We start from the raw sequence: 20,288 nt of genomic DNA, 5'->3' as shown, positions 1-20,288 counted from the left end.
AAAAACCGAGGCAAATTGCCTCGGTTTTTTATTGGCGGTTATAAAAGCTCAATAACCTGATTTAGGTCTGGCTTAACGGTAATCTTGCCTATCAGGTTTTCGTCAGGAGGTAACAGGTCAGGGATCATCACGGCTTGGCAACCTGCTGCTAATGCAGAGCGAATACCTTGGTTCGAATCCTCTAATACCATGCATTGATGGGGTTGGAGATTTAGTACATGGCACGCCAGCAAATAACCATCAGGCGCAGGTTTACTGTGAATTACATCTTCGGCGGTTATTACAACGTCGAACTGTGAAAAGTAGGGCGTTGGCGCAAAGTTAAATACTACGTCATCTAAATGAGATGACGTTACCAAAGCGGTTTTAAGGCCTTTTGAATTTATAATTGAAAACAGTACGTCGAAGCCTGACTTAAGCTGAATACTTTGTTGTCTTTGCTGATGAAAGTGAGCATCTCTTTGGGCTATGAACTGAGCCATATCGATGCGTTGTTGGTATTTTTCTGCTAGTAAGCGCTCACATTCTTTATCTTGAACACCGATGAATTGCTGATAAAAATCATCGCTGATACTGAGCTGTTGCTCTGCTGCGGCATATTGCCAACTGCGCTTATAGATGGATTCCGTGTCGAATATTAGACCGTCCATGTCAAATAGTACGGCTTGAATCATGAGTCGCTACCTTGTTAAGGCTAGAAAGGGCTCTCTTTGTCGAGTGTATTGCAGATTTCGACAATAGCCAGAGAAAGCCCTGAACGAATGACTTGTTGCTGTCTTTGAAGTTGAAGATGGTAAAACTCTATATCGACATCATCATCGGGCTCTGTCACTTCAAGTTGCACCATACTCATTTTCTTCACCAAATTAAGCTGATTAATCGGTTGAAGAACGTCAGGGTCAGTAAACTTAAATTCAGAGTCTCCGCTGTTTAGCATATGTTTGATGTGAATGATGCTTTCAATATCGTGATAGATATCGTCGGGGATAACACCCAGCCCATATAGCAGTTTTAACCTTACCGATAGGTCACCGAGAGGACCAGAATCTTGTAGTAGTGGGCCTACTACCGATTGAACGGCGAAGTTATCTTTGCGAAAGATTCTTTGCATCAACGCATCGATGGAATCATTAAATACATCGACGGCGGTCACAAAGAAACCTCGCACAGAACTGGCGCTGTTTAGTCGTTCAATAATCTCGGTTTCGTTAAGTTTGTCTGCCATATACTGATCTAAAAAGTGGGGAGCTTGGCTCCCCAATGTTGTTATAGTTGGTTAAATAGCGCTTCAATTTGTTTTACTTCAGCACTGTCGGCGGCTAAGCCTGTGTAATGCGCTAGCGTTGGTGCAATCCCTTGTTGTTGGATAGATTGCTGTAGCTCTACTGCTTGAGGATCGGAGTCATTGGTGTATTTCAATGCAGCTGCGATACCTTTCAATAAAGTCTTATTTTCTACGCCATACTCAATTGTACCGAGTAATGGTTTGATTAATCTATCATTTTGTCCCAGTTTGCGGATTGGTTGGCGGCCAACGCGATCCACTTCATCGACAAGGAATGGGTTAGCGAAGCGACCTAAAATCTTTTCAATGTAGGCGGCGTGGAACTCTTTATCAAAGCCATAACGACGAATCAGAACCTCACCACTTTCATTCATCGCTTGTTTTACTTCAGCGCGAATTTCAGGGTCTTCAATCGCTTCACGAATGGTTTGATGGCCTTTAAGGTTACCAAGGTATGCGGTAATGCAGTGACCAGTGTTAAGGGTAAATAGTTTACGCTCCACAAATGCCATCAAGTTATCTGTTTTTTCCATGCCGCTAATTTGCGGAATTTCACCTTTGAATTGTTGCTCATCAACAATCCATTCACTGAAGCTTTCTACAGTGACTTCTAATGGGTCATCGTTGGCCGCTTCGGCTGGTGGCACAATACGGTCTACCGCTGAGTCTACGAATCCGATTAGCATATCCGCTTGGTTGTGAAGCTTTTGATTTAGGTATTTGTAGACTTCACCTTTTAGGTGAGTTGTACCACGTACCATGTTTTCACACGCGATGATATTAAGTGGTTTCAAGTTACCGGCTTCAAAGCGCTTCTCGATGCCTTGTGCAATGGTTTTTGCAATGATATCGAGAACATTTGGGCCGACTGCTGTGGTGACTAAGTCTGTTTTGATGATTTGCTCAATCACTGCCGGACTCGCTGAGTTAACAGCGGTCACGTGAGTCACGGTATCAACGCTGCATTCAGAGCCTACCACTTTTACTTTGTATTCTTGTTTATGACTAATTTGGTCAACCAAAGGCTCATCAACATCTGCAAAAGTGACCGCGACATTTGCGTCGGCTAATAATTTGCCAATAAAACCACGACCGATATTACCTGCACCAAAATGAACTGCATTTTTCATAATCTTACCTACTTAAAATTTTCTAACGACAAGTTTGGGTGAGGCCAACCGCATAGGGGGTGACAGTTGGCCTCTAATCTCAGAAGCACAAGTGCTATATAACTATGTTGCTTGGTAGTTATATCGCTTTGTGATTACGCTGCTTTGGTTCCCGATAAGATGTTTAAGATTTGATTAACATCTTGGGTGTTAGTCAGCGTTTCGATGGCGTTTGGCTCATCAAGTGCGTTAGTAATAGTGGTAATAACTTGAATGTGTTCATCGTTTTTAGCGGCAATACCAATCACCAACTTCGCGATGTCGTCGTTGTCTTCAGTAAATTGAACGCCTGCTGGGTACTGGCAGATAACAATGCCTGTTTTCTTAACCTTGTCTTTTGCTTCAATAGTGCCATGTGGCACAGCGATAGACTCGCCCAGATAAGTAGGTACTAACTTTTCGCGTTCAAACATAGCATCAACATACTCTGGTTCTGCGTAGCCCATTGCGACAAGTTGTTCACCCGCAAAACGAATAGCTTCTTCTTTGCTGTTTGCTTGTAAACCAACGTGAATGTTTTCAGGTTGAATTTGGAATACTGCTGGTTGCTGTGGCTCATAGCTATCATCGTTGGCAGCAAGAACCGATACTTTTACTAGGTTATCGTCATTGGCTGCTGTTTGGTTTTGAGCGGCAATTAGTTTGGTGACAAGTTGGTTGTACATTTCGCTGTCTAGGAAATTAGTCAATGAAATGTGGTGTGCGTTTGGAGCATGCTTGCGAGCACGATCCGTAAGATCTTTATGAGTAATCACGATATCTACACTCTCAGGCAAGTTGTTAATAGCTAAGTTAGTTACAGAGATAGCAAGACCTGCGTCTTGTACCTTTTTGCGCAGCATGCTTGCGCCCATAGCGCTAGATCCCATGCCTGCATCACATGCGACGATAATTGTATTTACGTCGGCCATGTTGATGTCGCTTTTATCTTTTGCTGTAACGGTTGCTCCGCCTTTTGCGCCTGTTTTCATGTCGCGCATTTTTTCACTTGCTTTGTCTAGTGCAGCTTCGTCGCCATCTTCTTCTGTTGAAGATTGAGTTTTCATAAGTAGCGCAGCTACGGTGAAAGAGACACCTGTCGCAGCTAAAATTGATGCTAGTACGCCAACAATCGAGCCTTTCTGCGTCATTAATAGAATGGCAAAGATAGAGCCTGGAGATGCTGGTGAAACGATGCCTGCATCAAACACGGTAAGAACGAATACGCCTGTCATACCACCAGCAATAGCGGCAAGAATTAGACGTGGGTTCATTAGAATGTAAGGGAAGTAAATTTCATGGATACCACCAAAGAAGTGGATGATTGAAGCGCCGCCTGCTGTTTGACGTGCAGTGCCTTTACCAAACACCATGTATGCAAGCAAAATACCTAAACCCGGACCAGGGTTCGCTTCAATCAAGAAGAAGATTGATTGGCCCATTTCAGAGGCTTGCTGAATCCCCAGTGGTGAGAAGATACCGTGGTTAATCGCGTTATTTAGGAATAGGATTTTCGCAGGTTCAACGAAAATAGAGGTTAAAGGTAGTAGGTGTGCGGAAACTAGGAAGTTCACGCCTGCGGCTAAACCACCGGATAGCACTTTGACAAAAGGGCCAATAAAGAAGAAAGCTAGAATTGCACAAAGCATACCGATGATGCCCGCAGAGAAGTTGTTTACCAACATCTCAAAGCCGCTTTTCACTTTGCCATCAATGTAGTTGTCGAATTTTTTAATTGCCCAGCCACCCATAGGGCCCACCATCATCGCCCCCATGAACATCGGGATATCTGTGCCGACAATTACACCCATTGTTGTGATAGCACCAACGACTGCGCCGCGATCGCCGCCAACTAATTTACCACCAGTGTAACCGATTAGCAGTGGCAGCAAGTAGGTAATCATTGGGCCAACCATAGAAGCTAGCGTTTCATTCGGAAGCCAGCCAGTTGGAATAAATAGTGCGGTAATAAAGCCCCACGCGATAAACGCGCCAATGTTGGGCATAACCATATTGGATAGGAAGCGACCAAAATTTTGTATCTTGATCTTAGCATCTGGTGATATCATAAGGATTCCCCGTTCGATGTTCTGCTGTTATGTGTTGAGTAACGGTTCGCCAAAACCGTGATTGCTTAGTACCCAATCAATTTACCACACAAATTCAGTTTAGAACTGACGACGGGTTTTTCGTGACCAACGCCAAAAAATTCATCCTATTTGTTCAATTCTTCGTGATCTTCTTCACTAATATGGCGTGTAATTTAATAACAAATCCTTCAATAGCTAAAAGTCAATAATTATTTGTCGATCAAGATCTTATTTTGCTTAATTTGAAATGCATCAGTTAAGTGATCTAGATCTCTCTATGGCTTAATTTGATCTTCGAATTATCAGTAAAGGTGATCTGAGTCTCACTTGGTGTTGTCGGTGGTATCGGTGTTGATGTGATCTGTGTCGATTTTCGGTTTGTTTTGTAGTTTTAAGACACTTTTTGTCTTGCCAGTTCATAATAATTATGTAGTACGAAAGTGGTAGAAAGCGCTGCAACAGTGATTACCGCGCTTTCTACGCTCGCTTTTATTTTTTCGGCATCAGTAGGTAGGTTTTTTGATTCTGTCCTAACAAAGATGCAGCCAGTTGGTTTACATGGCTAAGTTCTACATCTTCAATATAGGCTTTCGCTTCTAAGGTATTTTTATACGGCTGCTCACTAAAGCTATCTTGGCTAAGAGAAGCAGACCAATAGTCACTGTATATCTCCTGCTGTTCTTGATTCACTAGCCACGCTTTTTTCGCTTGGTTTAACTCTTGCTGTGTAACTCCGTTTGTACGAACATGCTGCACAACTGCATTGGCGAGTTTCACTAAACCTTCAGCCCGTTGCGGAGCGGTTGTAAAGTTCAACCTTGCTAAGTAGTAAGGGGCAGGATCACGAGCAAGCATCTGCGACATATTAATCACGTAAACGCCAGATGCTTTAACGCGCACCGTTTCACGTAGTCTCATGTTGGTAATTTGCTCTAATAACTGTAGTGCACTTTGATCTTCTAGCGACCAGTCGTGGCTATTACTGTATTGAATTTGCACCATGGCTTTATTACTTGATCCAATATCAAACCGTTTAGTTTCTTGTTTCGCTACTGGGCGAACGCCACGATCCACCGCTTTCAGTTGAGGTTGTACGTTAGGCTCAATACCACCCAACCATTTCTCAATACTTGGTAGCAGTGTCTTACTATCGCTGTTGGTCACAATGGTGGTGATCATTTGTGATGGGTCGCTATATAAACGCTCGCGCCACTGAGTGAGTTGCTCAACGGTGAACTGCTGCCATGGGCCGTTTTTGTCTGCAATTAAACGCTCGCTGTGCTCAAAAGCTGATTGGCTGATTTGATCCATGAAAATACGTTCCGCAGGCACTTTGGTTAGCCCTTGCAAAGTGGCTTTCTTCATTTCAGCTAATTTGTCTTGGCAGGCATTCGCTTGAGTGAGTTTGAAATACAATAAGCTTAGTGCTTGATCAAATTGTTCGGCTTCCGCTGATGCCGTGAATCCATGGTGGAGTAACTCACTGTATGGAGAGGCAAACACTTGATGCTGCTTGCTCCATTGGTTCACTTGATGCGAGGTGAGATCACCATAGCCACACTGTTGAGCGAGTTTACCTGCCCAATCCACTACACCCAATTCGTTATTCGGTTCGAGTGAGCGACCGCCTTTTAGTCTTAGGTTTATTTGAGTACCGCCTTTTAATCCTTGTTGGCTCATCACCACGACTTTCATGCCGTTAGAAAGCTGATACTCGTTAATGTCTTGCTCGCTAGATGAATCAATTGAAGCACTAGAAACGATTTTTCCTTTTACCGCAGGCTTAATATCAATTGAGATTTTTGGTTCAGTGAGCGTGAAAGCTGGTGGCGCTGAATGACGGATCTCTTGCCACTTTGTGATGAACTGATTGATATCGACAGATTTAGCATCACTATCTGGGCCTACCAAGGCCAGTTTTGGTGAAGCGACGTTGATTCTTGTCGCTACCGCTTGTTGTATATCTTGCGTAGTCAGCGACGCCAAGAAGGCCTCTGTCAGTGCCAATTGCTGCGGCTTATCCATCATTGGTAGACCATAGTTGTCTGCTTGTACTAATTGGTCTGCTAGATATTGATTGCCATAACGAGTGTGATATTTCGCTTGTTGCTCAATTTTGCCGTGCATTTGCTCTTTAGCCGTCGCCAACTCCTCAGAGCTGATGGGTTGCTTAGCTAATCGCTGTAGTTCAGTCGATACTTGTTCGAATGTTGCTTGGTATTGATCATTAAATGGATGAGCAACGATCAAGTATTGCAGGCGAGTTTTGCTTAGTAGATGGCTTTGCTTAATTGCCTGTGCTGACTTTAATTTCCCGTTGGCAACCAGAATCGCTAAGCGCTGGTTAAGCACTGATAACCAAAGCGTATCAAGGGTTTCTTGCCATTGTCCTTCAACCGTGTTCAGTGGTACGTCTATATCTCTTTGCAGGATAAGCTGCATGAAACGACGGCTATTTTCTGGGTCAAATACGGTTGCCGTTTTTAGCTGTGAGTGAGAGGTGAACTCTTGCCATTGCAGTGGATCTACAGGTGTATCACCTCTGGCTTTATTGGCAAAAAGAGTTTCAATTGAACGACGAACCTCGAAGTTGTCGAACATGCCAGATACAACTAAAGTCATACGTTGTGGCTGGTACCATTTTTTGTAGTAAGCCACAGCTTCTTCAACAGGTGCATTGCGAATTACGTCTATCGTACCGATGGCGTTACGCTCAGCCAGTCGACTGCCTTCATAACGTAGTGACTCTAGTTGTTCGTTAATGCGAGCACCAACACCTTGTCTCAAGCGCCACTCTTCAACGATGACTTCACGCTCACGGTTAAAATCTTCAGGGTTGAAGCTAATCTCACTTGCCCAATCAGACAAAATGTTCAATCCAAGGTGAGTGGTTTTTGGGTTTGAATGGGGCAGAGATAATTTGTAGGTAGTGCTGTTGTAACTTGTCACCGCATTCACATGCGAACCTAGGTTAATCCCTTGTGCTTCTAGCGTTTTAAAGCTTTGGCTATTTGGGAAGTTGGTCGTGCCTTTGAATGCCATATGCTCAACAAAGTGGGCGAGGCCACGCTGCTGGTCGGTTTCTTGAAGAGAGCCAGAGTGCACCAATAGACGCATTTCTACGCCTGGAATTTTCCTCGGTTGAAGGATGACTTGCATGCCATTGTCTAACCAATATTGGAAGATGTCTTGTCTTACTGGTAGTGGCTGATATTGGGTTGATTGTGCCGTGTTAGCTGTGGGTGCTGATGTGGTTTGGCATCCAACTAAGCCGATAGTTGCTGCGATAGCAATAGTGATTAAAGTCGGTTTTAGAATCTTCATAATTAGGCTTCCATAGAATTTGGCGTTAATGCATGACTAGGTTGATCAAGGTCGATCAATTGATCTGCAAGCGGCCAAAGTTCACTTTGGTGGCTTACCATTACGATGGCTGTGTTAGGTAGTGTTTGACGCAGTGTCTTCACTAAAGAAATCGAGGCATCTTTATCAAGTGATGAGGTGGTCTCATCAAGCATCACTAAGCTAGGGCGATTTAACATCACTCGTGCGATCATCAGGCGTTGTTGTTCGCCACCAGAAAGGCGAGTTGACCATGGTTCGCTAGCATCAAGTTGAGGACTTAATTGGTCTAAACCAACTTGTTCAAGTACGTTTAGGCACTGTTCATCACTGAACTTGTCTGCTGATTGTGGGTAGCAAAGAAGTGATTTTAGGCTTGCAGTGGTCAGGTACAGTTTCTGCGGAATCCATAAACTATCGATACGCTGATATTCACCTTGGTAGTGAGGCCAAAAGCCACTAAGTGTTCTTAATAATGTCGATTTACCTAACCCTGAGCGTCCTTTAATCAACGTAAATTCGCCTTGGTTCACCTCAAAGTTACCCAGAGTAAACAGTGGTGTTAGATCACGCTGTAGCAAACTTAAGTTGGCGTTTACCGCTAGATTTTCCGTTGGCTTTTGAGGTACGTCAGAAGGAGAAATCTGCTCAAGTTTATCGATAAAGGTTGTCAAACGTTCGACAGTAGCACTGAGCTTGGCAAGATCACGGTATGAGTAAATAAACCAACTTAGCGATCCAGAGACTTGTCTAAAGGCCATTCTGATTTGCATTAGACCGCCAAGCTGAATCGCTCCGGACAGGAACTGAGGCAAGGCAAAGAAGATCGGCGCAATTCCTGAAATTTGTGAATAACCAACGGTGAAGAAACCTAGGTTTCTCTCTTTGACCATTAGCTTGTACCAGTTGTGAGCAACATGGGTGAAGCTGTTGCTTAACTCTGTTCGTTCTACGGATTCACCCTTTTGGCCAGCGATCATTTCACTGTGTTCACGTCGTTCAATCAATGCGGAGCGGAAATCAGCTTCGCGTTTTTGTTGATTAAAGTTGAGTCGCTGTAGTGGCTTACCGATCCAGTGTGTAATTGCCGTACCAAGAATGGTGTAGCCAATACAAGTCCAAACCATGTAGCCCGGAATATGCCATTCTTCCCCGCCAATATTGAATGTCATTTCACCAGACAAGCTCCATAGAATGGCTATGAATGAGCCAAGAGTCAGAATGGAACGTAAGAATGACAGCAATAGATCCAAAGAAAGGTCGATCAGTAGATAGATATCTTCGGCAATACGCTGATCTGGGTTGTCTGGCTCTTGTTGAGCAAGCTTTAGGTGATAGTGGTGCTGTTGATCCGATAGCCAGTGACTTGCAAGTTGCTCGGTCATCCATGTGCGCCAGTCAATTAATAACTTTTTCTGTAAAAAGCTGCTGTATACCGAAACGAGGATCATGGCACTGATCAATATGGCAAATTGCCCCAGTAGAGCGTAGATCTTGCTGCCGTCTAATTGCTGTAAGGCATTATAAAAATCACCATTCCATTGGTTGAACTGTACGCTTAACCAAACTGAGCCAAAAGTCATACTAATAATGACGATAAGTAATCCGAGCGAGGACAAGCGTTGCTTTGAAAGCCAAAATGGCTTTACGAGTCGCCAGTATTGGGAGAGTTGCTTCATAGTTATTATTGCTTCAGTGTTGTTTGAACGTAGTGAGTTATGCCAACACCACGATCAGGAAAGGGCAGGAGATCCTGCCCATCTAAGGATTGTTTAGTTTAGTAGTCGTAGCTTGCCTGTAACCAGAACTGACGACCCGCTTCGTAGGTACGGTACACTTCACCACCGGAAACGAATGAGTCAGTCGCGTTCTTGTTATTGAGTAAGTTAGTGATCTCAGCAGAGACAGCTGCTCCCTTGGCAAAGCTAGGTTTCCATTCGGCTTTTAAGTCCCAACGGAAGGTGTCTGAGAACTCAACTTTTTGGTATTCGCGAACCTGCTTACCCGTTGAAGGATCAATCGCGTAGTCATTGTCGTGACGTGTGGCTTGGTCTCTACCTTCTTGCCATTGCCAAAGGTTGTAAACGGTCATGCCATATTGAGGAAGTTGAGTAATCAACTCGAAGTTTGCACGCCAAGGGGCATTGAAATCGGTACTTGGCAGATCGGCAGCACTGATAATATTGCCGTCATACATTACTTTGTCGTAATCAAGGTTAATGTTTGGATCATAAGCGGCATAACCCATATCACTTGGTGTATTACTTTGCGTATCTTGCCAAACTAAAGAGGCACTTAGTGTATTCTGAGTTTGGATGATTTCGACTGGTAGACGGTTGCGTACAGTAAGGGATACGCTGTTGTGAACGGTTTCGCCGCCGTTATCAAACGTTTTGATTCGTGCTAGATCACCATCAGTCGTACCTGGGTATTTAGGACGGCTGCGCACTTCATCGTGACCTTCACGGTATACGTAATTCAACGACCAAATACTATTGCGCCACATTTGTTGAAGACCGATGGTGAATTCGTCATTGTATGGTGTATCAAGTTGATCCATGCCTTCGTAGTCTTGCGTAGCAATCCAAGCATCTTGCTCTTCACTATTAGGGTTACACATCATATAACAGTGTTTTAAGCCAGCGTTTTGCCCTTCATACAAAGCGTAAGTCAGCATTGAACGACCGTAGTAACGGTTCATGCCCGCAGTCACAACCGTTGCGCCATCGTTGTTGATATCTAAGCTTGCCGTCATTCGAGGGGCTATATTGGTATTTCTAACGAAGTCGTCGCGATCGATACGGATACCTGGTCGTAAGGTTAAGTTTTGATACTTAATGATGTCTTCAGCAAACAGCGAGGTATTAGTGTATTTAGTGGTGTAAGTACCCGCGAAGAATGCATCAACTTGGTCGGCATAGTTGATGTAATCCATCATATCCCACATACCACGATAGCCATTGCGGAAGTAAGTCTCATCTCGAATGAAACTCGCTTTTGTATGGGTTACTTCTCCGCCGATATTGATTTGATTTGTCACTTCACCTAAAGCGATAGGGTTGAATGCAAATTTGCCTTTAAAGGTAGAGTTCGCCTGTTCTGTAAGCAAGTTACCAGGACCGCCAGAAGCGTAAGTGACTGGATTTTGCCAATCAGTGAAATCTTCTAGCTGTACGAAGTAATTTTGTTCGCTGGTACGTTTGTCACGCATATCTTGATGGCCAAGATTGATATCTAAAGTACCTGAATCAAACATATGTGCGATTTGTAGATTAGTCGAAATGCCATCGTGCTCATCGATGTAATCTGAATTCGCAACGCCATTCATAAATAGCTCTGACTCATACTGAGAAATAGCAACACTTAGATTTGCTGTTGTTCTTGGCGTCGCGTACCACGTCAGTTTAGTGAAGAAGTTATCAGAGACGCGAGTCTGATCTTCGACAGAGTCTTGATATTCAAACCCAGTGAGTTTGGTTCCTTCCAATACCACACTCTTACCTCCTACTCGCGCCATCGGTATAGAGGATGTTCTGCGGGAGATAGATGCGACCAAGCCAAGGTCATCGGTAATACCGGTTTCAAAGCTTACGCCATAGCTGCGTTTTATGTAGTCCGGTTGGAAGCGAGCAGGGTTGCTCATGTCATTGTTTTTAGTATCAAACTCAAGCTTGTCGTCTACGTGAGTTTTATTCCAATCAGAATCTGTTTGTCGGTAGTAAACGTTCGCTGATGTACCGCCTTGCCAACTGCGGCTTTTCGTTTCGACAACACCGCCGGTAAAACCGCCAAATTCAGCTGGGATGTTTGCGTCATAAACCGTCACGCTATCGATCAAGCGACTATCTAAATAAAAACCTTGTTCATCAGATGACAGGTTGCTGTTAGTGACGCCTAATTTATTGTCTGCTGGATCAATATCGTTATTGATGCTCATACCATCCAAGGTAAAAGAGTTTTGGTACGAAGTAGAGCCGTGAATGGAAATATCACCGGGCTTAATTTCGCCCTGAGTCATGCCATTGTTTGCGCTATTAGAAAATTGCACGCCTGGATTAGTTTTCAATAAGTCGGTGATGTTGCCATCACCCGTAGGGCGTTTATTTATATCGTCTGAGTTAAGAGTTTGTTTATTTGTGAGAGGGGCTTCAACTTTATCTTTCACCACCACTTCTTGTTCATTAGGTTGTTCAGCATAACTGTTTACTGTACTGAACAAGCCTAACAGGAGAGCTATTGCTTGTTTCATATCATTCTGTCTATGTTTGTAATAGTTAACTTATGTTCTGATTGGGTGGCTTTTTATAGGTCTATCCACTATTTCGCGGCACGATATCATAATGTAAATCTTAATGGCAATTGTTATCATTTCGACTAAATGATAAAATTCATAGAATTAAATATACAGAACAATAGACTGGGTAAATTGGTTAAAAATAATCGACTTTAGTTGTTAATTGTATGTATTGAATAATAGTGATGTCGGAGATTACATTTTGTTTTTAACCTATAAAAATAGGGCTGGATATTCTGCTCTGTTATTAAGCCTGTCTGTTTTACTCATATTTTCTAGTGAAACGTTTGCGCAAAAATTAAATTCAGTATTGAGTGAAGATACGAAAGGCGTAAATGCGAGTCAGTCTGCACAAATTAAAATTGAGTCATTGGATGACAAAACTCAGGCATTAATTGCGCAATATCGTCAAACTCTTCGAGAGCAGCAGTTAGCCGAAAAATATAATCAATTACTGATGAAGCAAGTGGCTTCGTTAGAAAGTGCTTTGCTTGATATTGAATCGAAGCAAGCACAGCTGCGTAATACTCGTATGACACTAGCGCCTTTAATGGAGGATATGGTTGCTGCACTAGAAAACATCCTCTCTGCCGACGCGCCATTTTTAGTTGATGAGCGAAAAGCACGCTTGGAAAACCTTCATCATTTGGTGGCGGATTCAAGTTTGACCGAAGGCGATAAAATGCTCGCTATTTTGGACGCTTACCAAGTTGAGCTTAGCTACGGTTACACCACAGAAAGCTGGCAGGGAAAGCTAGACCAGCGATTGGTCAATTATGTTCGTATTGGACGTTTAGGTTTTTACTACGTTACGACAGATGGTCAACAAGCGGCTCAGTGGCAAGCGAGTCAAGAGGGGCTGCAAGGTCAATGGCAAGCGCTATCAGCGGATTGGATTCCTCATCTAGAACAAGCCAGCTCAATGGCTATGGGTAAAGCCTTGCCTCAAGTTCTTATCCTTCCTCCAATGATGTCTCAACCTATCGTGGAGGCGAAATAATGAAGCGTATTACAGTATTAGCCCTTACTTTAGTGAGCAGTCAATTTGCTATTGCAAACTCGTCTATGGAGCAAGTGCTTCAGCAAGTGCGACAGGGTAGTGTGATTGAAAAGCAACAGGCGCAGCAGGCTGTTAATCATGCTCGCGTTGAACTTAAGCAAGTAGAAAAAGACCTCAAACAAGCCACGCAAAAATTGGCAGCCACTAACCAAGCCAATATTGCCTTGGAAGATAAGATCTTGGCCTTGCAGGAAAAGCTCAAACAGCGCCGTAGCCAGTATCAAACTCAGCGTGATGCGATGGCTAGCGTATTTAAACATGTGGTGGAACATGGCGATTTGATGTTGCAGCGCACTATGCCCCACGGCCTTTGGCAACATGACCAGTCCGGATTTAAAACCCTTGATGAACAATCCGTGGATATTGCTCAAATTAAGTCGCTTTGGTTGGCACTAACTGAGCAAATTGTCCTGTCGGGTAAAGTGCTGCAAAGTGAACAAACGGTTGTATTACCTGATGGTTTACCACAGCAATCAAACGTTACTCAATTTGGCCCTTTTACCGCTTACTCTACAACTTCGGATCAATATCAATGGCTAACGTATTTACCGAGTGAGCAGATGTGGGCGCAAATGACCCCGCAGCCAAGCCGTGAAATTTCTTCACAGCAGAGTGTAATTGACCCAAGCTTTGGCGCTTTATTGGCACAAGAAGCGGTTGCTCCCACTTGGTTTGAACGTCTAGCACCGGCAGGTGTTGTTGGCATTCTTATTGGTTTAGTTGGCCTTACTGGTGTTGTGATTGCGCTAGGGCGTGGCCTTGTATTACGTAAAGAAAAACAGGCCATTAAGCAGCAAATGAATCAGAGAGAAGCTAGTGACGATAACGCTTTAGGTCGAGTGATTCTTGCAACCGAAAAGAGCTCTTTAGAGCAGCTTGATGCGGTGATTGATGAAGCTGTCCTCAAAGAAGTGCCGAAGTTAAAGTTTGGCGTTGGTAGTTTAGCTGTGTTTGCGAGCATCCCGCCACTGCTTGGTCTACTGGGTACTGTAGGCGGCATGATTGAAACATTCCGCGTGATCACCGAGCATGGCAGCGCTGACAGCCAGTTGCTATCTGGTGGTATTTCTCAGGCACTATTGACTACCGAGCTCGGTCTGATGGTTGCAGTACCGCTTCTGCTGCTGCATTGCGGTTTGAAAGCGCAAAGCAACCAGTTGATTGAAGTGCTTGAACAGCAAAGTGCTGGTCTTATCGTACTGCGTCAACAACAGGCTCAAAAGGACTCGTAATGTTCGATTTTATTTTACGAGCGGGTCCTTTGGTTTGGGGCATTATTGGTTTGTCTACCATCATGTGGTGGTTGATCGTTCGCTCCTACGCCAATCAAAATCATAGCCGCCAGCAGTTTGATCTTGCTGTAGGTCAGTACAAACAGTGTGCCGCGAATTTATCCCATAAAGCTTACCAGCAAGTTTGCACAACATGGCTAAACCAAGCCGATCAACAGTTAAATCAAGGTTTAGTTTGGATCTCGGTGATGGTAAAAATTCTTCCGTTACTTGGCTTGCTAGGAACTGTAGATGGCATGATTGACAGCTTTCGTCAGTTAGATCAGCTAGACATTCAGCGTCAGCTGTCTGGAGGTATTTCTCAAGCATTGCTGACAACTTTGTGTGGCTTAGTTACTGCTTTATCGGGTCTATATTTCGTGCATAACTTGAATCAGCGTAAGTTGCGTCATTTGGCTCAACTGCGTGCTCAATTGGAGGTGAACCATGCGTTATCGTCATAGTGGTGATGGTGGTGAACAAGCCAATGTTGATATGACCCCGCTGATTGATGTGGTGTTTATCTTATTGATCTTCTTTATTTTGTCGGCATCTTTTCAGCAGCAGAATCAAATTAAAGTCGAGCGACCAAATAGCCAAGTGACTGACGCCATTTCGAGTGTGTCGGTGATGGTGACGATTGATGATCAAGGCCAAGTCTGGTTAGACAATCAGAATGTCGAAGTGTCGATGCTAACTGCACGGGTGAAGCAAAAAGCTTCTCAAGCGAACAATGTTTCAGTAGTGATTGATGTCGATAAGTCGGTAGACAGCGGTCGTTTGATCCAAGTGATCGATAAAGTGAGAATTGCGGGAGTGAACAATGTCGCTGTTGCTACCGAATCCTAACGCACGATTGAGCTTGTCTAAACAGGCTCTATTTTGGTTGTCTGCACTGATTGTGAATATAGTCCTTGTTAGCTTGATGTATTGGCTGACGATCGGCAAACATAAAGTTGAGGCAAGAAAGACTGTCAGCCTGGCTGCGGTTTTTCAGCCACGCCAAGCAGATGCGCCTGAACCTGAAATTGAGCAGATTTTTGAGGTAAGCCAAGCGCCACAAAATACTTCAATGCCTCCGCCTCCTACGGTGTTAAATCTCTCGACGCTTAATATGGATACCACAGTGGCTATTCCAGATATTAAGGTGCCGATAGATAAATCAAAGCCAGACTTAAATCTAGTGAGTTTGACCTTTAGCCCGAAAGGCAAAGCTGAAGGTAGCGTGATGAGCAGTGCGTTGGCACAAGCTAAGCCAGTGTTTCAAGTACCGCCACAATACCCAACAAAAGCGAAGCAGAATGCGATTGAAGGTTATGTCACCTTGAAAATTAAAGTCGCAACAGATGGCCGAGCAGAGGACATTCAAGTGTTGGATGAGCAGCCAAAAGGTGTTTTTGCACGCTCTGCAAAACGTGCCGTGATTCGTTGGCGTTTTGCTGCTCCTGAAACCACTCAATGGCAGAGGATAACCATACGTTATGAACTGGAAAAATAGCCTGCTGCTCGTACTGGTTTTGTTTGCGAGTGCAGTATCGGCAAACGAAGCTCGCTACTACCAAACTTATCAGCGCTTGCAAGCTCAGTTACAAAAAGATCCTCTAGCGACATTGCAAGCCGTTGAATTGTTTGAAAAGCAAGTCGCATCAGCTGATAAGTCATCACAGCAGATGGCTGCGTATCTGCATGTGCAAGCTTGTATCGCATTGAACCGTTATCAGTGCGCAGCAAGTTCAGTCGAGCGTTTACTTCATCTCACTGAACAGGCGGATAAAAAGCAGCAACTGGCCCGTTTGTCAGCGCAGCTTCATTACCAAACTCAAGATTACACAACCGTAATTAAAAGGGCGGATCAATGGCTTAGCTACAAGTATGAAGCGAAAGATAAGCCGAAAGTGGCGGATTACGCCGAGCTTTATTCGCTAAAAGCATACAGCCTTTATAATCGTGAGCAGTTTAAATCTGCGGCGAACGCTATGGAGGAAGGGGTTCGTTATCAAGCAACTGAGCAGCGTTATCGCTTTCTGTTAGGCAGCTATCAACAGTTAAAAAACTGGCGTAAAGTGAACTCGGTGTTGAGTAAGATGGTCGAGCGTTATTCAGGTAAATCAGAGTACTGGGAGAAATACGCTTACTCTTTTTTGAAATTGGATAACGATAAGAAAGCGTTGGCGGTGCTAGGTAGTGCTTATAAAGCCAAGCGGTTACCGGAACGATCTATTCTACTTTATAGCCAGTTATTGCTGCGCCATGAAGCGGCGATTCGTGCCGTAAAAGTGTTGGAAGCGCACCCAGAGTTAGCCAAGCATAATCATTATGCGGCATTACTCACTCAAAGCTACTTGTTAGCGAGGGATAAACAGAAAGCGGCGCAGTGGCTAGCGAAGTCAAACAAGAAGAATAGCTATACCACACGCGGCCTTCTTGCTTATCAGCAAGGCCAATGGCAGCAAGCGGTAGAGATGTTTAGTCGACTAGATGCTAAGAAAAAGAGTAACCACTACTGGTTTTTACTTGTGGCGATCAGTGAGTTTGAGATGAAACGCTGGCCACAAGCTCGGCAAGCATTTAAGCGCTTAGAAGGGACGCAATATAAAGAGCTAGCCAAACAGTGGTTGGTTCAGATTGATTACCTGACTCAATCTTAAGTACACAAGGGCTGCCAGCGCAGCCCTTTTATTGTCTGCTCGCTACAGAGAGCTTAAGGTTTGGTGTTCAAATAAGCCTTGGTTGAAATGTCTGTCCAAGCACGCACTTTGGATAGATATTTCACTTGTGAGTCGATAATGCGCTGCGCCAGTGGGTCTGACGCTGCCAACTCTTCTAACAACTGCTGTTTTTCTTTATTGAGGTGATTCAATACTTCTGGTGGGAAGTCGAGCACTTTGATATCTGGGTATTGCTCACTCATTGACGCCCAGCTGTTTGCATTGGCATCAATGGCTTGCGTGTACATATCAAACGCGGCAACTCGGAAGGCGGTTTCCAAAATTACTTGTAGATCGGCAGGTAACTTGTCCCAAGTCTTCTTATTGACTAAGAATTGAGTCTCCGAACCTGGCTCATGCCAAGCGGTGTAGTAGTAAGAGGCAATTTTGTGAAATCCCATACGTAGGTCAAAGGCAGGGCCTGCCCATTCAAGCGCATCAATCGTGCCTCGTTCTAATGAGGTATAAAGCTCACCCGGTGCGATGTTGGTTGGCTTTGCGCCTACGCGAGCCATCACTTCACCGGCGAAACCCGGGATACGCATTTTCAGACCTTTTAGATCATCAATCGTGTTGATCTCTTTTTTAAACCACCCACCCATCTGAATATCAGAGTTACCGCCGGGGAAAGAGAGTAAGTTGTGTGGTGCATAGACCTCTTGCATCAGCTCTAAGCCACCTCCACGGTAGAACCAAGCGTATTGCTCAGTCGACATCATGCCAAAAGGCATTGCAGAGAAGTACAGTGTGTTTGGCACTTTACCTTTCCAGTAGTAAGACGAAGAGTGGCCAAGGTCGTATTGACCGGATTTAACCATATCGAAAATACCTAAAGGCGCTTTATGCTTGTTGGCAGAATCGATGCGAATTTGCAGTCGGCCGTTAGACATCTCTTCGGCGAGTTTCGCCATGTTCTTTGAAGCGTCACCGAGAATTGGTGTGTTTGGCCCCCAAGTTTCAGCGAGTTTTAGACGGTAGACTTTCTCTTGGGCGAGGGCTGAGAATGAACCTAACACTAGGGATATCCCAGCAAGGCTTGCGAGTGTGTGTTTTATCCACTTATTCATTGTTATAACTTCCTGTTATGACTTTACGTTCTTAGCTAGGTTTCTTGGCCTACGTGCTTGCGTCAAGTCTGGAGGAGTATTACTTCCAAGCTGGAAATAGAACAAATGGCTTTCCACAAGCCAAGATCCAGCAGCGAAACTATGTATATGAGTAAAAGGGATGAAATTTAAAGTGGAAGGTACTATTGGACTAGTAAATGATCGTAATTTGATTACTGCTGGTTTGGTCACGGCAAAGCCTTGCGACTTTGCCGTTTTACACTATTTCTGATGATAACTAAGATAGTGCTCTGCATGGGGGTTAGTCATATATCTAGCGAGCGTTTTCAATTCAATTTGACGCAAGTCGACCACGATCAGGCCATCGAGTGCATCATTAAAAGCAGGATCTACGTTAAAGCAAACTAACTTGCCATTGAGTGCTAAGTACTGACGTAGCAATACCGGTACTGATTTACCCTCGTCAATGCGGGCAATAACTCGCGATAACAGTTGAATATCACCTAGAGCCGTTAGCATGCTGGTGGCAAGTGGTACGGAGGTGAGCAATGGGTGAGTAGGTTTAACCAATTGTGCGCACTGGGCGTCGTAATGATGTAGCGTCATCGACTGAGCTAATAATTGGCGAGTATGTTGATTGTAATCGTTGCTGATACTGACGGGGCCAAATAAATGCGTGTAGGCTGGGTTTTGGTGAATAAACGTTGCGATTCCCTTCCAGAGCAACAGTAGTGCGCCCATACTACGCTGGTACTGCTCGGCAATCACCGAGCGACCCAATTCAATAGACTTACCCATCTGATTGAGAAATCCGTGGTCATAATCAAATAAAGTGCGTGAGTATAGGCCATCTAACCCGCGCTTATCGATTAAGCCATCCACCAAGCCTAATCGGTATGCGCCAACTAGGCATTGCTGCTCTTTATCCCATACAAACAGGTGGCGATAGTGAGGGTCAAACTCATCAATATCTAATGCTTTTCCTGTCCCTTCACCCGCCGCGCGAAAGTTGATTTCTCTTAATCGGCCTATCTCATACAAGATATTCGGGATGTGCTTCGCGCGTGTGCAGTACACTTCAAAATCGCCACTTGTGAGCAGGTGATCTTTTTGTGGAATAGTAGAAAAGTCTTCGATGATACGCTTTATGGGGAGCGCGGGTGAAATGGCGGTTTCTTCGATAAAGGGGTTAAGCAAAGTTGCTTTACTTGGCTCAGGTTTAAGTAGGTAAGTGTTAAGCCGCAGGTAGTTAACCAAGGGATCATCCGCTAAGCCATGCAGTTCTTTGTATTTTATTTCGCTGCCAATCGAGATATCGATGCGCTGGTTAGCTTTATTGATCAGCTCTCGTCCGAGCATTAGCGTTCTCAGTAGTGAGTGTACTTTTCCTGCAAGGTAAAAGCGTCTGGAATTCTGCCCGTTGATGAATACTGGTACTGTGGTGGCTTTACTCTTTTTGATCAGTGCGCTAACAGAGCGACTCCACTCTTTGTCTTCAATACGATTGGTTTTACTATCTACTAATTGTGAAACTTCACCAGCAGGAAATAGCAGTAATAATCCTTGTTGCTCTAAGTGGCGATGAGCGCAGCGCAGGGCTTTGAGGTTGGCTTTATGGGCTTGTTTACCATTAAATACATCAACGCCAATAAATAGGTTATCCAGCTCTGGTACCGTTTTTAAATATTGATTGGCGAGGATTTTTACATCGCTTCTGACTTGCAGTAATAGCTCAGCAAGAATAACGCCTTCCACGCAGCCAAGCGGGTGATTAGCGACAATGACCGTCGCCCCTTGTTTGGGTACGTTGTCTAAACTGCCTTTCACCACTTGATAGTCGATATCTAAGGTAAAGCGCAAGAAGTCTGTTGTGGAGCATTGCGCAGGTCTTTGGGCGTAGAACCCATCAAGTTTATTTAAGCCAGTTGCCCACTCAGTAAAATGCTCAGCTAAACCAAAAGGCGTTTTACGCGGCAGGCGAAAAGGGGTGCTAACTTCCATATCTTCCTCAGTCTTAACGCTA

General features: G+C 44.3%; 15 protein-coding genes. 6 read left to right on the top strand and 9 right to left on the bottom strand.

All coding sequences use genetic code 11. The features are described from left to right. Positions 1-38 precede the first annotated feature (38 nt). The 7 genes from MU515_RS13620 to MU515_RS13590 all read right to left on the bottom strand — a co-directional run bounded on the left by MU515_RS13620 (position 39) and on the right by MU515_RS13590 (position 12,114). On the bottom strand, positions 39-674 hold the full coding sequence (locus MU515_RS13620; protein ID WP_260260969.1) for an HAD family hydrolase: 636 nt from the start codon (positions 672-674) through the stop codon (positions 39-41). A 20-nt stretch (positions 675-694) separates the two neighbouring features. Beyond that, positions 695-1,225, bottom strand: coding sequence for an MltR family transcriptional regulator (locus MU515_RS13615; protein ID WP_260260968.1), 531 nt, complete (start codon positions 1,223-1,225; stop codon positions 695-697). A 41-nt stretch (positions 1,226-1,266) separates the two neighbouring features. Beyond that, positions 1,267-2,415: a mannitol-1-phosphate 5-dehydrogenase gene (locus MU515_RS13610; RefSeq protein WP_260260967.1), complete on the bottom strand. Its 1,149-nt coding sequence runs from the start codon at positions 2,413-2,415 to the stop codon at positions 1,267-1,269. A gap of 134 nt (positions 2,416-2,549) precedes the next feature. Next, the gene (locus tag MU515_RS13605; protein ID WP_260260966.1) at positions 2,550-4,502 is read right to left on the bottom strand and encodes a PTS mannitol transporter subunit IICBA; all 1,953 of its coding nucleotides are present in this window, start codon (positions 4,500-4,502) and stop codon (positions 2,550-2,552) included. 510 nt (positions 4,503-5,012) lie between these two features. Continuing rightward, positions 5,013-7,847, bottom strand: a complete 2,835-nt coding sequence (locus MU515_RS13600; protein WP_260260965.1) for a M16 family metallopeptidase — start codon at positions 7,845-7,847, stop codon at positions 5,013-5,015. 2 nt (positions 7,848-7,849) lie between these two features. Continuing rightward, the gene (locus tag MU515_RS13595) at positions 7,850-9,544 is read right to left on the bottom strand and encodes an ABC transporter ATP-binding protein/permease (protein WP_260260964.1); all 1,695 of its coding nucleotides are present in this window, start codon (positions 9,542-9,544) and stop codon (positions 7,850-7,852) included. 98 nt (positions 9,545-9,642) lie between these two features. Further along, the gene (locus tag MU515_RS13590; protein ID WP_260260963.1) at positions 9,643-12,114 is read right to left on the bottom strand and encodes a TonB-dependent receptor plug domain-containing protein; all 2,472 of its coding nucleotides are present in this window, start codon (positions 12,112-12,114) and stop codon (positions 9,643-9,645) included. A gap of 208 nt (positions 12,115-12,322) precedes the next feature. Here MU515_RS13590 and MU515_RS13585 point away from each other — a divergent pair, with 208 nt between their 5' ends. The 6 genes from MU515_RS13585 to MU515_RS13560 are packed head-to-tail and all read left to right on the top strand — an operon-like array spanning position 12,323 to position 17,138. Beyond that, positions 12,323-13,159, top strand: a complete 837-nt coding sequence (locus tag MU515_RS13585; RefSeq protein WP_349775460.1) for a DUF3450 domain-containing protein — start codon at positions 12,323-12,325, stop codon at positions 13,157-13,159. Then, the gene (locus MU515_RS13580; RefSeq protein ID WP_260260961.1) at positions 13,159-14,451 is read left to right on the top strand and encodes a MotA/TolQ/ExbB proton channel family protein; all 1,293 of its coding nucleotides are present in this window, start codon (positions 13,159-13,161) and stop codon (positions 14,449-14,451) included. The genes MU515_RS13585 and MU515_RS13580 overlap by 1 nt, the downstream gene beginning before the upstream one ends. Further along, on the top strand, positions 14,451-14,954 hold the full coding sequence (locus MU515_RS13575) for a MotA/TolQ/ExbB proton channel family protein (RefSeq protein ID WP_260260960.1): 504 nt from the start codon (positions 14,451-14,453) through the stop codon (positions 14,952-14,954). The genes MU515_RS13580 and MU515_RS13575 overlap by 1 nt, the downstream gene beginning before the upstream one ends. Next, complete coding sequence (locus MU515_RS13570) at positions 14,938-15,339, top strand: ExbD/TolR family protein (RefSeq protein ID WP_260260959.1); 402 nt, start codon at positions 14,938-14,940, stop codon at positions 15,337-15,339. The genes MU515_RS13575 and MU515_RS13570 overlap by 17 nt, the downstream gene beginning before the upstream one ends. After that, positions 15,314-15,988 carry an energy transducer TonB gene (locus MU515_RS13565; protein WP_260260958.1) on the top strand — a complete coding sequence of 225 codons (675 nt, stop codon included), beginning with the start codon at positions 15,314-15,316 and terminating at the stop codon, positions 15,986-15,988. Before MU515_RS13570 ends, MU515_RS13565 begins: the two co-directional genes overlap by 26 nt. Continuing rightward, positions 15,972-17,138, top strand: a complete 1,167-nt coding sequence (locus MU515_RS13560; RefSeq protein ID WP_260260957.1) for a tetratricopeptide repeat protein — start codon at positions 15,972-15,974, stop codon at positions 17,136-17,138. The genes MU515_RS13565 and MU515_RS13560 overlap by 17 nt, the downstream gene beginning before the upstream one ends. A 53-nt stretch (positions 17,139-17,191) precedes the next feature. On the opposite strand, the gene MU515_RS13555 is transcribed toward MU515_RS13560, so the two are convergent. Together MU515_RS13555 and MU515_RS13550 are read right to left on the bottom strand one after the other, a co-directional pair. Beyond that, positions 17,192-18,265 carry a TRAP transporter substrate-binding protein gene (locus MU515_RS13555; protein WP_260260956.1) on the bottom strand — a complete coding sequence of 358 codons (1,074 nt, stop codon included), beginning with the start codon at positions 18,263-18,265 and terminating at the stop codon, positions 17,192-17,194. A 261-nt stretch (positions 18,266-18,526) separates the two neighbouring features. Then, positions 18,527-20,266: a bifunctional lysophospholipid acyltransferase family protein/GNAT family N-acetyltransferase gene (locus MU515_RS13550; protein ID WP_260260955.1), complete on the bottom strand. Its 1,740-nt coding sequence runs from the start codon at positions 20,264-20,266 to the stop codon at positions 18,527-18,529. Positions 20,267-20,288: the final 22 nt, after the last annotated feature.

Origin of the sequence: Vibrio intestinalis (assembly GCF_025195085.2) — a bacterium.
Taxonomy (GTDB): Bacteria; Pseudomonadota; Gammaproteobacteria; order Enterobacterales; family Vibrionaceae; genus Vibrio; species Vibrio intestinalis.
Note: the sequence above shows the minus strand (reverse complement) of the source record. Positions and strands in the feature narration are given on the sequence as shown.